The organism is Cellulophaga geojensis KL-A, from assembly GCF_000568425.1.
Taxonomy (GTDB): Bacteria; Bacteroidota; Bacteroidia; order Flavobacteriales; family Flavobacteriaceae; genus Cellulophaga; species Cellulophaga lytica.
Window position 1 is genome coordinate 1 of the sequence record NZ_ARZX01000020.1, and the last position, 19,380, is coordinate 19,380.

At 32.7% G+C, this 19,380-nt stretch carries 14 protein-coding genes and 1 tRNA gene; 9 read left to right on the top strand and 6 right to left on the bottom strand.

Annotation, left to right across the window (positions count from 1 at the left end; translation table 11 throughout):
• Positions 1–415: 415 nt before the first annotated feature.
• Positions 416–667: a hypothetical protein gene (locus KLA_RS13655; RefSeq protein WP_034646427.1), complete on the bottom strand. Its 252-nt coding sequence runs from the start codon at positions 665–667 to the stop codon at positions 416–418.
• A 237-nt stretch (positions 668–904) separates the two neighbouring features.
• Positions 905–977: transfer RNA gene (locus tag KLA_RS13660), tRNA-Met, on the bottom strand.
• Positions 978–1,218: 241 nt separating this feature from the next.
• Here KLA_RS13660 and KLA_RS13665 point away from each other — a divergent pair.
• The 3 genes from KLA_RS13665 to KLA_RS13675 all read left to right on the top strand — a co-directional run bounded on the left by KLA_RS13665 (position 1,219) and on the right by KLA_RS13675 (position 5,234).
• Positions 1,219–2,697, top strand: a complete 1,479-nt coding sequence (locus KLA_RS13665) for a Na+/H+ antiporter NhaC family protein (protein ID WP_034646428.1) — start codon at positions 1,219–1,221, stop codon at positions 2,695–2,697.
• 50 nt (positions 2,698–2,747) lie between these two features.
• Positions 2,748–3,632 (top strand): GTPase Era, encoded by an 885-nt coding sequence (era, locus tag KLA_RS13670; protein WP_013620291.1) that lies wholly within the window; start codon positions 2,748–2,750, stop codon positions 3,630–3,632.
• A gap of 84 nt (positions 3,633–3,716) precedes the next feature.
• Positions 3,717–5,234: a choice-of-anchor I family protein gene (locus KLA_RS13675; RefSeq protein WP_034646430.1), complete on the top strand. Its 1,518-nt coding sequence runs from the start codon at positions 3,717–3,719 to the stop codon at positions 5,232–5,234.
• A gap of 54 nt (positions 5,235–5,288) precedes the next feature.
• On the opposite strand, the gene KLA_RS13680 is transcribed toward KLA_RS13675, so the two are convergent.
• Positions 5,289–5,801: a hypothetical protein gene (locus KLA_RS13680; RefSeq protein ID WP_034646432.1), complete on the bottom strand. Its 513-nt coding sequence runs from the start codon at positions 5,799–5,801 to the stop codon at positions 5,289–5,291.
• A gap of 78 nt (positions 5,802–5,879) precedes the next feature.
• Here KLA_RS13680 and der point away from each other — a divergent pair, with 78 nt between their 5' ends.
• Positions 5,880–7,184 (top strand): ribosome biogenesis GTPase Der, encoded by a 1,305-nt coding sequence (der, locus tag KLA_RS13685; RefSeq protein WP_013620287.1) that lies wholly within the window; start codon positions 5,880–5,882, stop codon positions 7,182–7,184.
• Positions 7,185–7,226: 42 nt separating this feature from the next.
• Here der and KLA_RS13690 read toward each other — a convergent pair whose 3' ends face one another.
• Positions 7,227–8,252 (bottom strand): LacI family DNA-binding transcriptional regulator, encoded by a 1,026-nt coding sequence (locus tag KLA_RS13690; RefSeq protein ID WP_034646434.1) that lies wholly within the window; start codon positions 8,250–8,252, stop codon positions 7,227–7,229.
• Positions 8,253–8,440: 188 nt separating this feature from the next.
• Here KLA_RS13690 and KLA_RS13695 point away from each other — a divergent pair, with 188 nt between their 5' ends.
• The 5 genes from KLA_RS13695 (at position 8,441) to KLA_RS13715 (ending at position 18,103) form a co-directional block, all read left to right on the top strand.
• Positions 8,441–11,035 carry a TonB-dependent receptor gene (locus KLA_RS13695; RefSeq protein WP_034646435.1) on the top strand — a complete coding sequence of 865 codons (2,595 nt, stop codon included), beginning with the start codon at positions 8,441–8,443 and terminating at the stop codon, positions 11,033–11,035.
• Positions 11,036–11,118: 83 nt separating this feature from the next.
• Positions 11,119–12,420, top strand: a complete 1,302-nt coding sequence (locus KLA_RS13700) for an MGH1-like glycoside hydrolase domain-containing protein (RefSeq protein ID WP_034646437.1) — start codon at positions 11,119–11,121, stop codon at positions 12,418–12,420.
• An 11-nt stretch (positions 12,421–12,431) separates the two neighbouring features.
• Positions 12,432–14,078, top strand: a complete 1,647-nt coding sequence (locus KLA_RS13705; protein ID WP_034646438.1) for a sodium:solute symporter — start codon at positions 12,432–12,434, stop codon at positions 14,076–14,078.
• A 1-nt stretch (position 14,079) separates the two neighbouring features.
• A complete protein-coding gene (locus KLA_RS13710) occupies positions 14,080–15,267 on the top strand; it encodes a glycerate kinase (protein ID WP_034646439.1) in 1,188 nt (395 codons plus the stop codon).
• Positions 15,268–15,355: 88 nt separating this feature from the next.
• A complete protein-coding gene (locus KLA_RS13715) occupies positions 15,356–18,103 on the top strand; it encodes a TonB-dependent receptor (RefSeq protein ID WP_034646440.1) in 2,748 nt (915 codons plus the stop codon).
• A gap of 65 nt (positions 18,104–18,168) precedes the next feature.
• Here the strand turns inward: KLA_RS13715 and KLA_RS13720 are convergent, their stop codons facing one another.
• A complete protein-coding gene (locus KLA_RS13720) occupies positions 18,169–18,957 on the bottom strand; it encodes a TPM domain-containing protein (protein ID WP_034646441.1) in 789 nt (262 codons plus the stop codon).
• Entirely contained in the window at positions 18,938–19,375 is a 438-nt protein-coding gene (locus KLA_RS13725; RefSeq protein ID WP_013620279.1) for a TPM domain-containing protein, read from the bottom strand. The genes KLA_RS13720 and KLA_RS13725 overlap by 20 nt, the downstream gene beginning before the upstream one ends.
• Positions 19,376–19,380: the final 5 nt, after the last annotated feature.

Sequence of the window (19,380 nt, forward strand, 5' to 3'; positions counted from 1 at the left end):
TTTTAAATATGAGTAAGTAATTGTAGCTAACTAGTGAGTAAACGCAATTTATTGCGTTTATTCACCCATATTGGTGTAATAAACGCATATTTCTATTTTTAGCGCTTAATTTTCTTACAATGTAAAACTATTTTTTTTATTGTAATTACGGATATGTGTAATTGGGTATAATTTATTTATAAATGGTATAAAATTAGTTGTAACTAACTTTTCTATTTTAAGTGTAAATAGAAAGAATATGTAAACCAAAATAATAGAGTAGAAGCGCCTACTTAAGTTTAGCGCATAAAAAAGCTTCACATTTTAGTGAAGCTTTTATATTTTGTAGCGGGAACTGGACTCGAACCAGTGACCTTCCGGTTATGAGTTTTAAAATTACGTAAATCTTATGCTCTTTATAATAGTTAATTGTTACCTATAAAGTACATGTTCCGCTAACACATGACCCACTTATAAATGGAGATCCTCCATCTGTTAAATAATTTGGATTCGACATATTAGCACAGTTACTGTCATATACGCAAGGACAACCATCACCAACTGAATATTCATTAGAGTTTGCTTCGCAATCATCATATTCCTTTAGAAATATACTAGTTCCTCCGTTAATATATTTCAAATCATTTCTTTGAAGAACTTCATCTGGCTGTAATCTAAAATTTCTCATTTTCACTAAGTTTAAATATTTATAATTTATCTTGGACATTTATGGACACCCAAGCTTATGTCCAAAATACTTGTATTTAACAACACAATAAATTAAGGAATAAACTTACTAAATTAATTTTAAAATTACAAACTATAGTGAAAATATGATCATTTGATAGTTTTTAGGTGTATAATTGTAATTCTACATTTAGCGCATAAAAAAAGCTTCACATTTCTGTGAAGCTTTTAAACTTTGTAGCGGGAACTGGACTCGAACCAGTGACCTTCGGGTTATGAGCCCGACGAGCTACCTACTGCTCTATCCCGCGATTTGCGTTTCCAAAATAAACAACTTAGCTTTTAACTTTCAGTTCATAACTGCTGACTGTCATATTTCGGACTGCAAATATACAACCTTTTTTCTATCTAACAAGCCAAAATCAAAATAATTCTAAAAAATATTTATTTAGCATTTTTTAAGTGTGTTTTTTGACGCCTAAAACAGCTAGTATTCTATAAAATCTTACTATTTTGTAACGTTTTATAAAACCTTTACTAAACCTATTTTTTATGGATAATTACGGTTGGCTATCAATATTACCTCCAATAATTGCAATTGTACTAGCATTACGTACCAAACAAGTATACATAGCTTTGCTTTTTGGTATTTGGTTTTCTTGGATAATTATAAACGATTGGAACTTTTTAACGGGTACTTTAAGCGCCATAGAAGGTATGGTTAACGTATTTAAGTCAGAGGGGAACACAAGAACCATAATGTTTAGTGCCTTGGTGGGTGCGTTGCTTTTATTTATTCAGTACTCAAAAGGTGTAGAGGGCTTTATAAATCAGCTTAACAAAGTAATTGCGTATTTCGAGAAAAAACAAAAAGGTTACAGCAGGGTAATTGTACAGTTACTAGCATTACTTACAGGTATTTTGTTATTTGTAGAAACCAGTATAAGCTCATTAACAGTAGGTACGTTGTACAGACCAGTTTTTGATAAATTAAAAATACCAAGAGAAAAACTAGCGTATATAGCAGATTCTAGTTCTGCGCCATCATCTATATTAATCCCTTTTAATGCGTGGGGAGCTTTTATTATGGGCTTGTTGGTTACACAAGGATTAGACAATCCGTTTGGACTAATGCTATCATCTGTAGCGTATAATTTTTATCCCATTTTAGCCATTGCAATAGTAATAATTGTAATTGTGTTTAAAAAAGATATTGGTCCTATGGCCAAAGCAGAAAAACGAACACGAGAAACAGGTAAGCTTTTAAACGACAATTCTAAACCTATGCTATCTAGTGAGGTTACTTCGTTAGCACCTAAAGAGGGTATTAAAGCAAAGGCGTATAATATGATTATTCCTTTGGCTACAATGGTGTTTATGATGCCAATAAATTTGGTGTACACTGGTTGGGGTAATGTTACAGATGCTGTATCAACATCAGACCATATTTTTAAAGCAATTGGTCAAGGTTCTGGATCTTCTTCTGTATTATATGCAGTATTAACCGCTATTTTGGTAGCTATGGTATTGTACAGGTCTCAAAAAATAATGAAAACCAAAGAAATGATAGACTTGGTTTTAAAAGGTATTAGTGAGCTTATGCCATTGGCACTGTTAATGTTATTGGCATTTGCAATTGGCGATGCTTGTAACGAGTTGGGTACAGGTAAATTTGTGGCAGAATGGTCTAAAGACTGGTTGTCTCCAGAGTTTTTACCAGCCATAATATTTGTAATTAGCTCTTTTATAGCATTTTCTACAGGTACATCATGGGGTACATTTGCAATTATGATGGCTATAGCAATACCAATGGCAGAGGTGCACCAAGCACCAATAACGTTAGTAATTGCAGCAACTTTAGGTGGTGGTATTTTTGGTGATCATTGTTCACCAATATCAGACACCTCTATAATATCTTCAATGTCTTCTGCCAGTGACCATATAGATCATGTAAATACACAGTTGCCATATGCATTAATTGGTGGTATTATTACAATTATATTATACTTAATTTTAGGGTTTGCATTATAGTAAAGCCGTACAATAGTGTACCTTTGCATTTTAAATGATAAAATAGTAAAATGACTCATAAAGCCGGATTTGTAAATATTATAGGAAACCCAAATGTGGGTAAATCTACTTTAATGAACGCCTTTGTGGGCGAAAAACTGTCTATTATTACCTCTAAAGCACAAACTACAAGACACCGTATTTTGGGTATTGTTAATGGTGATGATTTTCAGGTAATACTTTCTGATACACCTGGTATTATAAAACCAGCTTATGAATTGCAAAGTTCTATGATGGATTTTGTGAAGACTGCTTTTGAAGATGCTGATATTCTTATTTATATGGTAGAAATAGGAGAAAAAGCATTAAAAGATGAAGCGTTTTTTAATAAGTTGAAAAATAGTAAAATACCGGTACTATTATTATTAAATAAAATTGATGCCTCTGAGCAAGAAAAACTAGAGGAACAAGTACAATATTGGCAAGAGCAATTGCCAACTGCAGAAATACACCCAATTTCTGCCTTAATGAACTTTAATGTAAAAGAGGTTTTTCTTAGAATTATAGAGCTGTTGCCACTGTCTCCTGCGTACTACCCTAAAGACCAGTTAACAGATAAGCCAGAACGTTTTTTTGTAAACGAAACTATTAGAGAAAAAATACTTCAATTTTATAAAAAAGAAGTTCCTTACGCTGTAGAAATAGATACCGAAGAGTTTTTTGAAGACGAAGATATTATTAGAATGCGTGCCGTAATTATGGTAGAAAGAGATTCGCAAAAAGGTATTATTATTGGTCACAAAGGTTCTGCTTTAAAAAGAGTAGGTGTAGAGGCACGTAAAGACTTAGAAAAGTTTTTTGACAAGCAAGTACACTTAGAGCTTTACGTTAAAGTAAATAAAAATTGGCGTAGCAATGCAAACCAGTTAAAACGTTTTGGTTACAATAAAGGCTAAAAGCTAACCTTTCTTTGTTTTTAAGTTTACAATAAAGTTATATTACATTATCATTTTTGGGAGAACTATATAATCAACCAGAAAATGAAAAAATATGTATTAAGCGCCGCATTATTTGTTGCGCTATTTGTTTCTTGTGATAAAGACGATAACAGTGGCGGTGATACTCCTATAGACACATCTGCCTTAACATTTAACAGAGTAGGTGGTTTTACCAACGGAACCGGAGATGAAGGTTTTGCAGAAATTAGTGCCTATGATAAGGTTTCTAAAAAACTGTTTGTTGTAAATCCTAATAATAATGAGGTATCTGTTTGGGATATATCTTCTCCTGAGTCGCCATCTAAATTAAACTCTATAGCATTAACAGGCACACCAAATAGTGTGGCTACTTATAATGGTTTGTTGGCTGTTGCAGTAGAGAATGCTAATAAACAAGCAAACGGACAAATTGCAATTTATAATACAGATACACAATCTTTAGAAAACACCTATACAACTGGTGCTTTACCAGATATGGTAACTTTTAGTCCAGATGGTAATTACATTATATCTGCTAATGAAGGGGAGCCAAATGATAATTATACTGTAGATCCAGAAGGGTCTATAACTGTTGTAGATTTAAAAAAGAATGAAGTTGTACAATTAGGTTTTGCTGGTTTGAATAATCAAAACATAGGTGATAATTTTAGAGTATTTGGTCCTGGTGCAACTGTTGCACAAGATATAGAGCCAGAGTATGTAGCGGTTTCTAAAGACAGTAGGTTTGCTTACGTTTCTTTACAAGAAAATAATGGTATAGCTGTAGTTAACTTAAACTCTAAAAGTATTACTCAGGTTTTTGGTTTAGGCATAAAAGACCATATGCTAGCAGATAATATGTTAGATGCTAGTAATAAAGATGATATTGTTGGTAATTTTAAAAACTGGCCAGTAAAAGGTTTTTATATGCCAGATGCTATAACGTATGCATCTATAAACGGAGCAGGTTATATTATTTCTGCTAATGAAGGTGACTCTAGAGATTATGATGGGTATTCTGAAGAAGAGCGTGTTAAGGATGTAACTTTAGATCCTACAGTTTTTCCTAATGCAGCAGATCTTCAGTTAGATGAAAATTTAGGCAGACTTAAAATTACTACGGCAAATGGTGACACAGACAACGATGGTGATTTTGATGAGCTGTATTCATACGGTGCAAGATCTTTTACAATTTGGAATACAGATGGTTCTTTAGTTTATGATAGTGGAGATGCTATTGGAAGAAAAACGTTAGAAGTTAATCCTGCTTATTTTAATGCAGATGAAGGCGAGGCAGATGGTAGAAGTGATGATAAAGGAGCTGAGCCAGAATCGGTTGCAACTTTAAAAATTGAAGATGCTACCTTGTTATTTGTAGGTTTAGAACGTACAGGTGGCGTAATGGTTTATGATATTAGTAACCCAGCGGCACCAGAATATGTACACTGGATTTTTAATGGTAGTGACGTAGCACCTGAAGGCTTACTAACGGTATCTGCAGATGATAGTCCGTCTGGAGAAAATTTAGTGATAATTACCAATGAGGTTTCTAACACTGTATCTATTTACGAGGTTAAATAAGTATAATTTATATTCTACAAACACTAAATCCTTAATACTACATTTTTGTAGTTGTTAAGGATTTTTTTGTGAGGAGTAATTGTTAATAGTTTGCTGCATAAAGCTATAAAGTTCTTTCATTTGTGGCTTACCTTTTTGTTTTCCTATACGACCAAAAATATAGAGCGACACCCATATTACACCCATAAAAAATACAGATGTTAACTGTAAAAAGTAAGATTTGTTTAAAGACCAGTTGGTGTATCCCCAAACAGCAAAAACTAAAAATGCAATAGCAACACTAAAATGAATAAACATAAAAAATGTCCAGAGAGATGGGTTTGGTCCAAAAACACCATATATTTTGCAGTTGTCTTTGTTAATGTTTTCTACCTCTAAATGAAGCTGAGGAGACCAAAAATGAATGTTTTTAGGTTTTATTTTTAAATACAAATGCATATCTAACCTTTGGCAATTTATACTGTTGCTAGTAGCTTGTTCAAATTCATTTAAAATTGAAGAGCTAGATAAGTTTAATTTTAGAACAAATCTGGGTCGTAAAACAAGGTTGTTGGGTAAAGTTTTCATTATGTAAATAGATAGTAAACAAAAAGATACTGTTTTTCTTCAGATATTAATAGTACTTTTGCAAAAAAATAAAAGAGAATGAGTGCTATTGTTGCCATCGTAGGAAGACCAAATGTAGGGAAGTCCACTTTTTTTAATAGATTAATTCAACGTAGAGAAGCAATTGTAGATGCTGTAAGTGGTGTTACAAGAGATCGTCACTACGGTAAAAGTGATTGGAATGGGGTTGAGTTTTCTCTAATAGACACTGGTGGGTACGTATTAGGAAGTGAGGATGTTTTTGAAGCAGAAATTGATAAACAAGTAGAATTAGCTATAGATGAGGCAGATGCCATTGTCTTTATGGTAGACGTAGAGTCTGGTGTAACTGGTATGGATGAAGATGTTGCTAAGTTGTTACGCAGAGTAGATAAGCCTATTTTTTTAGTAGTTAATAAGGTAGATAATGCTAAAAGAGCAGAGGATGCCGTAGAATTTTATTCATTAGGTTTAGGAGATTATTTTACTATTGCTAGTATTAACGGTAGTGGTACCGGAGATTTATTAGATGCAGTTGTAAAAGTATTGCCAGAAAAAGAAACAGAAAATGATGATTTGCCAAGGTTTGCTGTAGTTGGTAGACCAAATGCCGGTAAGTCTTCTTTTATAAACGCTTTAATTGGTGAAGAGAGGTATATTGTTACAGATGTTGCTGGTACTACCAGAGACAGTATAGATACAAAATACAACAGATTTGGTTTTGAGTTTAATTTGGTAGATACTGCAGGTATACGTAGAAAAGCCAAAGTAAAAGAAGATTTAGAATTTTATTCTGTAATGCGTTCTGTTAGAGCAATAGAGCACGCAGATGTTTGTATTTTAATGCTAGACGCCACTCGTGGTTTTGATGGTCAGGTAGAAAACATTTTTTGGTTAGCACAGCGTAATAATAAAGGTATTGTTATATTAGTTAATAAGTGGGATTTGGTAGAGGACAAAGAAACAAATACCATAAAAGAATACACTACACGTATTAAGCAAGCCATAGCACCTTTTACAGATGTGCCTATAATTTTTATATCTGTACTTACTAAGCAACGTATTTTTAAGGCTATAGAAACTGCTGTTGAGGTATACAATAATAGAGCAAGAAAAATACAAACACGTAAGTTTAATGATGTTATGTTGCCTATTATAGAAAACAATCCTCCACCAGCATATAAAGGTAAATTTGTTAAAATTAAATTTTGTACGCAATTACCAACTCCTTACCCGCAGTTTGCATTTTTCTGTAACTTGCCACAATATGTAAGAGACCCGTACAAGCGCTTTTTAGAAAATAAATTAAGAGAGAATTTTAATTTTGAAGGAGTTCCTATTTCTTTATTTATGAGAAAAAAGTAAAGAATTTATTTTTTTTAGAATAAAACTTTAGTTGTTAGTGGTTTATCCTTTAAAGGTAGACTCTCTAACAACTAAATTTGTTTTTACCTCTATGGTTTTGGTTACCATATTTTCTTTTGGGTTTAATATTTCATGCAATAAATAATTAACAGCAGTTGCGCCAATTTTACTTCCTGGTTGGTTTACGGTTGTAAGGCTAGGAGATATAATTGTTGCTTTTGTAGAGTTGCTAAAACCTACAACAGCAATTTCATCAGGAATTTTAATATTGTGCTCTTTTAAGGTTTGTATGGCACCAATTGCTGCATTATCAGTAATAGCAAAAATGGCATCGGGTTTAGTTTCCATAGCTGCAATTTGTTTTGTTATTCGCTTTCCACTTTCTAACGAAACAGCTTCAGCATTAAAAATTAAAGTGTCATCCAACGTAATATTAGAAGCTGCTAAGGCACGTTTGTAACCACTAAATCTTTTTTCAGAGTTGTATGAGTTTTCTGTTTCTTTTAAAATAGCAATTCGTTTTTTACCCAGTCCAATTAAGTGCATAACAGCGTTGTATGACGCTTCTTCATCATCTATAACAATTTGCGAACACGGGATTTTATCAGACACTTTATCAAACAGCACCAAAGGAATACGGTTTAAAATACCTAAAATGCCATCCATAGATTTTGTTTTTCTAGCCAAAGACATTAATACACCATCTACTCCAAACTGTATCATAGTTTTTAGCATTTCTATCTGTTTCTCTTCATTATTTTTAGATTCAGATATAATAACTCTGTAACCTAAAGATTCTGCTTGGGTTAAAATGCCTTTTAAAATGGTAGAGGTGTATACATGGCAAATGTTTGGTACTACAACACCTAATGTATTTGTTTTTTTAGCTCTAAAACCTTTTGCAAAAAGGTTTGGTATATAGTTTAATTGCTTAGCAAGGTCCTGTACTTTTTTAATTGTAGCCGGACTAATATCTGGATGATTATTTAATGCTCTAGAAACTGTTGATACAGATACATTTAGCCTTTTTGACAGTTCTTTTAACGTTATGTTTCCTTGTTTAGCCATTTACTTTGGGGTTTGTAAGTTAATATAGTCAAAAAAAAACATTTATGCAATCGATTGCACAAACGTTTGCGTTATGTTTTTGCAATAAAATTGCTCATTTATTACGATTATCGTTATAAATTTACTTTGCAATTGTACATTATATAAATAACTGACTACAAACTTAACATTATTAAAAACTCAACAAAATGAAAAACTTAATTATTGCATTTGCATTAATTTTTAGCGTTACAGGAGTGTTTGGTCAAACAGATATTTCTGGTACGGTTAAAGATGCAGACGGTGTTCCAATAGATGGAGCAAACATTATTATTAAAGGCACAAGTGAAGGAACAACATCAGATTTTGATGGAAACTATACGTTAAGCACTGGTTTAAGTGGTTCGCAAATAGTAAGAGTAACCTATATAGGATATACTACAGTAGAAAAAACAGTTAATTTATCTGGATCGTCAGTTACATTAAACTTTGTTTTAAATGCAGATGGTCAGCAGTTAGATGAGGTTTTACTTACAGCAACATCTACAAAAAGATCTCAAAAAGAAACGCCTTTATCTGTAACCTCTTTAGGGGCAAAACAATTGGCAAAAGTAAATACAAGTAGCCAGGCAGATGTGCTACGTAGTGTACCGGGTATTACCGCAGAAGGTGGTGGTGGTGAGGTAGCATCTAACATTTTTGTTAGAGGTTTGCCTTCTGGTGGCCAATACCAGTTTAACCCATTACAAATAGACGGTATGCCAGTGTTAAGTACATTTGGTTTAAACTCATCTGCACATGATGTGTATTTTAGGAACGATATAGGTATTAAAAGTTTAGAATTTGTACGTGGTGGATCATCAATATTATATGGTGTAGGTTCTGTTGCAGGTATTATAAACTATACAAGTATTACTGGTACAGTTCAGCAAAAAACTACATTAAGAACCGAGTTTGGTAGCAACTCTAGGTACAAAGCAGATTTTGTTACTAGCGGTCCATTAGGTGGTGAAGATTCTAAAACCTTTTATGCATTATCTGGGTTTTACAGGTATGATGAAGGACCAATTATTACAGGTTTACCAACAGAAGGTTTTCAATTAAGAGGTAATATTAAGCACGTAACAGAAAAGGGTTCAATTACAATTTCTGGTCAATATATAGATGATCAGGTGCAGTTTTTCTTGCCTTACCCATTAGAAGGTGGCTCTAGAGAAAGACCTTATGGTAATGATGGCAACGAAATTTTTACGCTACAAACAGCTGCAGCTCAAGACATATCTTACAGAACTCCAGACGGTATTTACACATCTCCAATACAAGATGGTGTGTCTACTAAAGGATCTTACATAATGGCAGACTTTAAGCATAGGTTTGATAGTAGCTTTAAACTAGATGCAAAACTACGTTACTCTAAATATGCGCACCAGTTTAATTTGTTTTTAGACGGTAGTGGTGTAGACGGAGCAAAAGTTGTAGAAACACAACAAGAGTATTTAGATGCAAGAGGCTTGGCAAGTGGAGATTTTACATACTTAAATGGGCAGCCTTTAGCTGCAGATGCTCTGCTTTTTGAAAACAGAATTTTAGATAGAGATAGACCTTTGCGTGAGCTTATGGCGGATATAAAACTAACCAAAACAGCAGGCGTGCACAACCTAACTTTTGGTACTTTCTTTTCTAGATCAGAGGCAGGAGATTTTAATGTTATAACAAGGTATTTAGGAGAATACAATAACAGACCTAGCTTAGTAAATGTTTCTGGTTATAGTGTAAACGGAGTTACAAACAGAGGTTTAGCATATACAAACCGTAATATTTCTAGTAATAAAATAGCAGCTTTTATAGCAGATGAAATTAAACTAGACCGTTGGAATTTAGATTTTGGTATTAGATATGAGAGAGCTTCTGGTGATATAGAAAATGAAGGTACAACATCATACCTAGTAGATAATACAGGTATAGCAGGTTTAGATAACGTTACTTGGGGAGATGGTAGTTATACAAGAGGCCATGTGTATGCAGATGATTTTGCAGTGGCAGCAGCGGCATTATATAAAGTAAATGATAACTTAAGTGTTTATGGTAACTTTTCTAGAGGGTATTTCTTTCCTGAATTAAGAGGTACAAAGTTTGATGATTTTGGAAATCCTTCTTCATATGATACAGAAAAAATCCTTCAAGGGGAGTTAGGTATTAAATACGGCGTTCCTGGTTTTTCTGCAACAGCAGCAATATATGATGTTAGTTTAAAAGACAGGCGCTCTGTTAGCTTTGTTAATGCTCCAGATGGTGGTTTTATAGAAGAAGTAGATAAGCAAGATTCTAATACATATGGTTTTGAGGGTACTTGGAACTGGAGTTTTGCAGATAACTTTGCTTTTACAGGATCTTTTACATACCAAGATCATGAGATTACAAAATCTGAAAATGACCCTGCTATAGAAGGAAACGAGTTAAGAAGACAACCAAACGTTATTAGTGCTTTAGGCCTTAGTTATGATGATGCTAAGCTAGATGCTAGTTTTGATTTTAACTACACAGGTAAAAAGTTTACTAATGAAACAAATACAATAGAATTAGACGCAATAGGTATTTCTAACCTTAATTTAGGATATACTTTTAGTTTAAGTGAAGAAGGAGAAACATTAAGAATAGGTACACAGGTATTTAATCTTTTTAATTCAGATGGTATTACAGAGGGCTCACCAAGGTTAGGTAACAACCAAACAGATGAGGAGTTTTTTGTAGGCCGTCCAGTGTTGCCAACAAGAGTATTTTTAAACGCAACATTCAAATTTTAAGTTAGTAGTTTTTTGTTTATAATTATTAAAAAACACATTGGCGGATGTCAGTGCCGCCAGTGTGTTTAATTCAACATTTTTTTATGAAAGAGAGGTTAATATCGCAAGCCATTAATGTATTAGATGAAAATTTTCAACCAGGAGGATTTACAATTCCGTGTAAGGGGTTGTATCCTTTTCAATGGAAATGGGATAGTGGTTTTATAGCTATAGGTCAGGCTTATTATGACGTATCAAAGGCAAAGCAAGAAATAGCAACTTTGTTAGACGCACAATGGGATAATGGTTTTATACCACACATTGTTTTTCATAACGAAAGCGATACCTACTTTCCTGGAGCAGATGTACACAGGTCTGATTTAAGTCCTGTATCATCAAAAAAATACAAATCTACAGGAATGACGCAACCTCCTGTAACAGGTTTTGTGCTAGAAGAAATGTACAGAATAGCAAAAGACAAAGAAGATATGTTTGGCTATATTAAGAGCCAAATAGATAAGGTTTATGACAATCATAAATATTTTTATGAAAATAGAGATGTAAATGATGAAGGCTTGGTATTTATTTACCACAATTGGGAGTCAGGTACAGATAACTCTCCTATTTGGGATGATATTTGGGAAACTATGAATCCGCCAGAGTATACTTTTGAACGCAGAGATACTACACACGTAGATGCCTCACAAAGACCAAGTAAAAGAGAGTATGACCATTACTTGTACATTATAGAAATAGCAAAAGAAAACAACTATAATGATGCTAAAATAGCAGAGTTATCTCCTTTTTTAGTAATAGACCCATTATTTAATGCTATGTTAATAAAGTCTAACCAGGCATTAATTAACTTGTATACACTTATTGGTGATAATGATGATAAAATAGCACAACTTGTAAAATGGCAAGTGAAAAGTATAAAAGGATTTAATAAAAAACTTTGGGATAAAGAATTGGGTGCGTATGTGCATTATGATTTAAGAAAAAATAAGCCTATAAGTTTTGTAACATCATCATCTTTTTCGCCATTGTATGCTAATATACCAAGTAAAGAAAGAGCAGATATATTGGTAAATACAATGATGACAAAGTTTGGAGGAGAAGACAAATACTTATGTGCTTCTTTTGATCCAGAAAGCGATCGTTTTGATCCTAAAAAATACTGGAGAGGTCCTGTTTGGATTAATATGAACTGGATTTTATTTAATGGATTAAAAAACTACGAATACAATAATATTGCAGAGCGCGTAAAAGAAGACTCAATAGAACTTATTGAAAAATATGGTTTTTACGAGTACTTTAACTGTAAAAAAGGAACTGAAAATGCAGGGTATGGAGGAGATAATTTTTCATGGAGTGCTGCACTGCTTATAGATTTTTTAAATAATTAATTAAACAGAGTATGAACTATATAGACTATGCAATTGTTGGGCTTTACCTTTTTGGTTTCTTGGCAATGGGCTATTTTTTTAAGGAAAACAAAGATTCTAGCGATTACTTTTTAGGAGGTAAAAGCTTAGGGTGGTTTCCTTTAAGCCTATCTACTATGGCCACACAATTGTCTGCTATTAGTTTTATATCTGCACCTGCTTTTGTAGGTTTAAAATTAGGGGGAGGGATGAAATGGTTAACATTTGAATTTGCTGTTCCCCTTGCAATGATTTTTATAATGGTCATTATAGTCCCTCCTTTATTTAGATCTGGAGTGGTAAGTATATATGAGTTTGTAGAAAGGCGTTTCCATTCTTCTACTCGTATGATTTTAAGTGTTGTTTTTTTAATAAGTAGAGCGTTAGCCACTGGTGTAATGGTGTATACCATTTCTATAATATTACAAGCCGTATTAGATATAGATTATGTATACACTGTATTAATTATAAGTGTAATAACCATAATATATTCATGGCAAGGTGGTATGAAAGCTGTTGTGTGGGGAGATGCCATACAAATGATAATTCTTTTTGTAGGTTTAATTGTGTGCCTATTTTATGGTTGGTCTTTACTAAATACACACGGAGGCATAGGAGAAGGCTTTGCTACAGAAAGGCTACAGGTAGTAGATTTTAATTGGGGCATAGGAGAAGGGCAAGAGTATGGCTTATGGCCAATGTTAATAGGTGGTTTTTTTCTGTATGCGTCTTACTATGGGTGCGACCAAACACAGGCACAACGCTTACTATCTGCTAAAGATGAAGGTACAATACGTAAATTGTTACTGGCTAACGGTTTATTGCGTTTTCCTGTTGTGTTATTGTACTGTACAATTGGTTTAGTAGTGGGTACGTTAGTAATAAAAGCTCCAGACTTTTTTAATGATATTGCGGTAATGACAGAAAAGTATTTCCCAGCAGAATATGCCGCTTCTGGTGCCAAAGCAGATTTAATGATACCTATTTTTATTACCAAATATTTACCCCACGGGTTAATTGGTTTGTTAATGGTGGGAATACTTTCTGCAGCAATGTCTACTTTAAGTTCTACAGTAAACTCTTTGTCTGCCGTAACAGTTGAGGATTTTTTTAAAAGAGGAAATAAAAAAATATCATCAAAAAAATACATATTAGTTTCTAAAATGTCAGTAGTCTTTTGGGGATTGGTATGTATGGCTAGCTCATTTTTATTTGGAGGTAGTAAAAGTGCAGTAATAGAAATTATTAATGCAATTGGATCTGTTTTTTACGGACCAGTTTTGGTTACTTTTTTATTAGCTATGTTTTCTAAAAAAGTAAATTATAAAGGTATAAATGCAGGTATTTTAATAGGTGTTTTGGTAAATCTTATTTTTTCTAAAACAATGCAAAATATTGTAGGTATAGATCTAGGAATACATATTTTTTGGATTTGGTTAAACTTTACTGGGGTATTACTCACATTAAGTATTAGTTATTTGGTAAGTTACCTAACAGGGTGGCAAAAAAGCAATACTGGTTTACTAATAAATGTATTCCCTAAAAAGTCAGATTTTTTAATAAAAGAAGTATACATATTATTAGGCTTTTTTGTCCTAATACTAATTTTAAGTTTTTTAATCCCCCATATATATAGTTAGTATGAATTATTTAGTTATTCCAGACAAGTTTAAGGGCTCACTTACTGCTAACGAGGTAATAAAATCTATTACTAATGGTTTGCAACGAGTAGACAAATCATCTTCTGTTGAATCAATTTTAGCATCAGATGGTGGCGATGGTTTTTTAGAAGCTGTTGCCTGTAAAATTATGGTGCAAAAAATATATGTAGACACCGTAAATCCATTAGGAGATAAATTAAGAGCGTATTATTTATTAAATAAAGATACCAAAACAGCTTACGTAGAGTTAGCAAAAGCATCTGGTTTAGAGTTGTTAAAAGCAAAAGAACGTAGTGCTAAAAATACATCTACCTTTGGTACAGGTTTACTTATAAAAGATGCCATTAAAAAAGGAGCTACAAATATTTATATAGGTTTAGGGGGTAGTGCAAGTACAGATGCTGGTATGGGTTTGGCTGCAGCACTAGGGTACTCTTTTGTAAATGAAGATGGTATGTTGCTTAACCCAATAGGAGACAACTTATCTAAAGTTTTTAAAATAGAACGTAATGCCACGGTTACAATATTAAACCGAATAAAATTTTATGCTGTAAATGATGTAGACAATCCGTTGTTTGGAGAAAATGGTGCAGCTAAAGTGTATGCAAAGCAAAAAGGAGCAACAGAAAAAGATATAGAAAGCTTAGATAAAGGTTTAGAGTATTTTAACTCGGTTATTAAGCATTCTTTGTTATTAGATCATTCATTTGTTCCAGGTGCAGGAGCTGCTGGTGGTACTGCTTACGGATTAAAAACATTTTTTAATGCAGAGTTTATTAGTGGAATTAAATTTTTGTTAGAGTTGGCAGAGGTTCCTAAAATATTAAAAAGTAATAAAATAGATTATATAGTTACTGGAGAAGGTAAAATTGACAGTCAAACTAACAATGGTAAATTAGTAAAAGGAGTGGTAGATTTGGCAAACCAATATAATATTCCGGTAGTAGCTATTTGTGGCAAGTTAGATGCCAATGAGACAGACTTAAATGTTATGGGGTTAAATAATGTTTTGGAAATTTACAATCCTAAAAAGGGTGTAAATTATAGTATTAATAATGCGGCTAAACTTGTAGAAGACAGTATCTTCAATTTTTTTTCTGCCAGTAGGCGAAAAACACAAAAAAAAGTTAAGGTAAGTAATATCTTTACAAAATTTAATATATTTTAAGAGTTGTTGTAGGTTTTTTAGGTTTTTATTAAGAAGGATAGTTTTTGATAAAATTACATTTGCTTTTATCAAACTAAGCTAAACTTACATGAAATTATTTTTATCGCTAGTAGTAATGCTAACCACATTAACTAGTTATTCTCAATCAAAACAACAACCATTTACTGTTACAGGTACTATTATTACAGCAGATAATAACCAACCACTAGAATCTGCAACTGTTTATTTACAAAGAGTAAAAGATAGTTCTTTAGTTACTTATACAATTACAGATCAAAAAGGAGCATTTACATTAGAGGGTAAAACCTATGATGCTACTTTAAATATGTTTATTTCTTATATAGGCTACAAAACTTATACTAATAAAATTACAGTAGCAAAAAACAAAATTAATTTAGGGCAAATTAATTTGCAACCAGATGAAAATTTGTTAGATGAGGTAATTGTCAAGGCTACAGCACCAGTAACTGTAAAAAAAGACACCTTAGAGTTTAATGTCAATTCTTTTAAAACAAAAAAGGATGCCAATGTAGAAGATTTGTTAAAAAAATTACCAGGTGTAGAGGTAGATGAAAATGGTAAAATTACAATAAATGGTAATGATGTTAGTAATATTTACGTAAACGGAAAACCTTTTTTTGGTGACGATCCTACAATTACTACTCGTAATTTAACTAAAGATCTTATAGAAAAAGTACAGATTACAGATACTAAAACAAAATCGCAAGCATTTACAGGTGAGGAGTCTGAGTCTGATGCTAAAACAATTAATCTTACAATTAAAGAAGAAAAAAACAAAGGAGTTTTTGGTAAAGCTTCTGCTGGTGGCGGTACAGATGAACGGTACGAAGCAGCTGCAATGGTAAATCTTTTTGATAACGAACAAAGATTAAGCTTACTCTTTGGCGGTAATAACATTAATTCTGCTGGTTTTAGTTTTGGAGATTTAAGCAATATGTTTAGTGTTGTTGGCGGCGGCGGAGCAGGTAGTGGAATAACAACTTCTAAAAATGCCGGATTAAATTATACTGATAAGCTAAATGATAAAGTAGATATTTCTGCAGATTACTTTTATAAAGAAAGTAATACTGAGAATGATAATTCAAGTCAGCGTGAAAATATTTTGCCAGACTCTAGGTATTTTACTGATTCTAGATCTAACTCTGTGGTAGATAACTATGAACATGATGCTAATTTAGAATTAGAAGTTGAGTTAGACTCAACACTTCGTATAGATTTTGAACCAACTTTTACTTACGGAAAAAATACAAGTTCATACACAAGTATGGAGGAATCTAGAAATGATGATAATTTTGTTACCAATGAGTCAGCTTCTAATTCTTTTTCTGAAGGCACAACTAATAATTTTAGAAATGATTTAGATATTACTAAAAAATTAGGGTCTAAGGGTTCTTTTATTCGTGTGAGTGTTACTAATGGAATTAGAGAAGCTAACACAGAAAACTTTCTTAATTCACAAACAGAAATATATGGTGATAATGCAGAATCTATTAGCAGAGACCAATATACAGATGGAGAGCAAAAAACAACAACCTTTAATACAGGACTTACTTATAGAATTCCGTTAATAAAGGAAGAACTTTCTTTGGATCTTAAATATGATTATAGGTCCGATAAAGACGAAGATGTAAAAAGTACTTTTGATTTAGATAACACATCACAACAATTTACCAATTTTAATGAAGCTTTAAGTACAGATTTTGAGTATAAAAATTACAGAAGCACTTCTGGTTTACGTGTAAATTACAAAAAAGATAAATTAAGGCTAAACTTTGGAGGTAGTTATATTTATAGAACATTAGAGAATAAAGATGCGTTAAGACCAGAACTTAACTTAAAGCGTAATTTTGAAGCCTTAGAGTTGTATTCTAGATTTACGTATAGGTTTAGTCCTAAATCCAGAATATTTGCTCGTTACTCTTTAGATAATAATACGCCAAGTTTAAACCAATTACAACCTTTTGAAAATGTTAGTGACCCATTAAATACCGTAGTTGGTAATCCTAGTTTAGAGCCAACAACTACTCATAGGTTAAATTTAGGTTTTGGCAATCACAATTTTCAAAAAGGATTAACAATATGGTCTTATGCTAGTTTAAATTTTGATAAAAACCAAGTAGTTGCTAAAACAACTATTAATGATGACTTTGTACGAAGAACAACGTATGCCAATGTAAATGGTGGCTACAGCGCAAGGGGTAATGTTTTTGCAAGCAAAACAAAAAGGTTAGATACTTTAAGAACATTAAAATTTGGAGTAGGATTTTTTGGTAACGTTAATAAGTCTATTAATTTTAATAATGACGTTAAATATAGTGCAACAAATACCTCATTAAACCCTTCTATAGAGCTTACGTTTAATTGGAAAGATGTTATGGAGATTATACCTAGATATTCAATATCTTTTACAGAGAATAAGTTCGATTTAGATCAGTTTAATAATCAAGATTTTAAATATCAAACTCTAGGTATAAGAACAGCTACTTTTGTGCCTAAAAAATTAGAATGGCGTAATGATGTTAACTATACATATAATCCAAATGTAGGGCCAGGTTTTCAAAAGAGTGCTTGGTTCTGGAATACAACTTTAGCGTATTCTATTTTAAAGAATAGTGGTACAGTTTCTTTAAAAGCATATGATTTGCTTAACCAAAATACAAACGCAAGGCGTATAGCAACAGGTAACTATATACAGGATAGTCAGGGTACTGTATTGCAACGTTATTTTATGTTAAGCTTTAGCTGGAAATTTAATAGTTTAGGTAAACTTGGAGGTGCAATGCCTCCACCACCTCCACCTCCAAGAGCATTTTAATTAAAAATATAATAGCAAACATAAAACCCTGAATAAAAATTCAGGGTTTTATGTTTATTGTTCTGTTACCAGCCCCCGGAAGCACCTCCGCCACCAAAGCCACCGCCACCAAAGCCGCCGCCAAAACCTCCTGTGCTGCCTCCACCAAAGCTTCCGCCTCCGCCAAAGCCACCAGATGATCCCCCACGGCCAAGATTACTTAGTATAATTATATCTAACAAGTCTATTCCTGTAGACCTGTTACCACCGTTATTACCGCCGTTGTTTCTTTTTTTATTTATCAATATTAAAATGATAATAAAGAAAACAATAAATGGCAAAAAAGATTCTAATCGAAATTTAGTAAGGTTTCTATCTTCTTTAAATTCACCTTTTAAAGCACTAAAAATGGCGTCTGCGCCATAGTTTAAGCCGTTATAATAGCTACCAGACTTAAACTCGGGTATAATTACATTATTAATAATTTGGTGTGCTGTAATGTCTGGTAATCTACCCTCTACACCGTAACCAGTATTTATGGCTATTTTTCTGTCATTTTTAGCCAATAATATTAAAATACCGTTGTCTTTTCCTTTTTGGCCAAGACCCCATTTTTGTCCCCATTGTGCCCCTAAAAAGGTGATATTTTCACCTTCTGTACTAGGTATTATAGCAATAACTATTTGTGTAGATGTGCTATCAGAATAGCTAATAAGTTTACGCTCTAAGCTACTTTTTTCTGTATCAGATAAAAGCTTTGCATAGTCATATACACTAGTTTGTAGCTTGGGTTTTTCTGGTATTTTATATTGAGCTAAAGTAAAATTAGCAACAAATAAGATTAATAAAAATAAGCTATCCTTTAGATATTTCATTGCTAAGTTCATTGGTGTCTGTATGTAACCAAGGAAAATGAGTTTCTAACTCTTTTCCGGCTTTTAATACACCATTAATAATTCCTTGTTTAAAATTTCCTTTAGTAAATTCAGCCTGTATGGCATCTTTGGTTGTATTCCAAAAATCTTTAGGTACGGCATTATTTATACCTTTATCGCCATATATAACAAATTTTTTGTCAAGTACAGCAATGTAAAGTAATACGCCATTTTCTGCTTTAGTATTATCCATTTTTAAAAAATGAAACACTTCTTGAGCTCTTTTGTAATGGTCTATTTTACTTGTAGCTTCAATATGCACTCTTATTTCACCAGAAGTATTTTTTTCTGCAGAAATAATAGCATTAACAATTTCTTGTTCTTCCGCTGTGGTTAGAAAATCTTCAACCTTAGACATAGTGT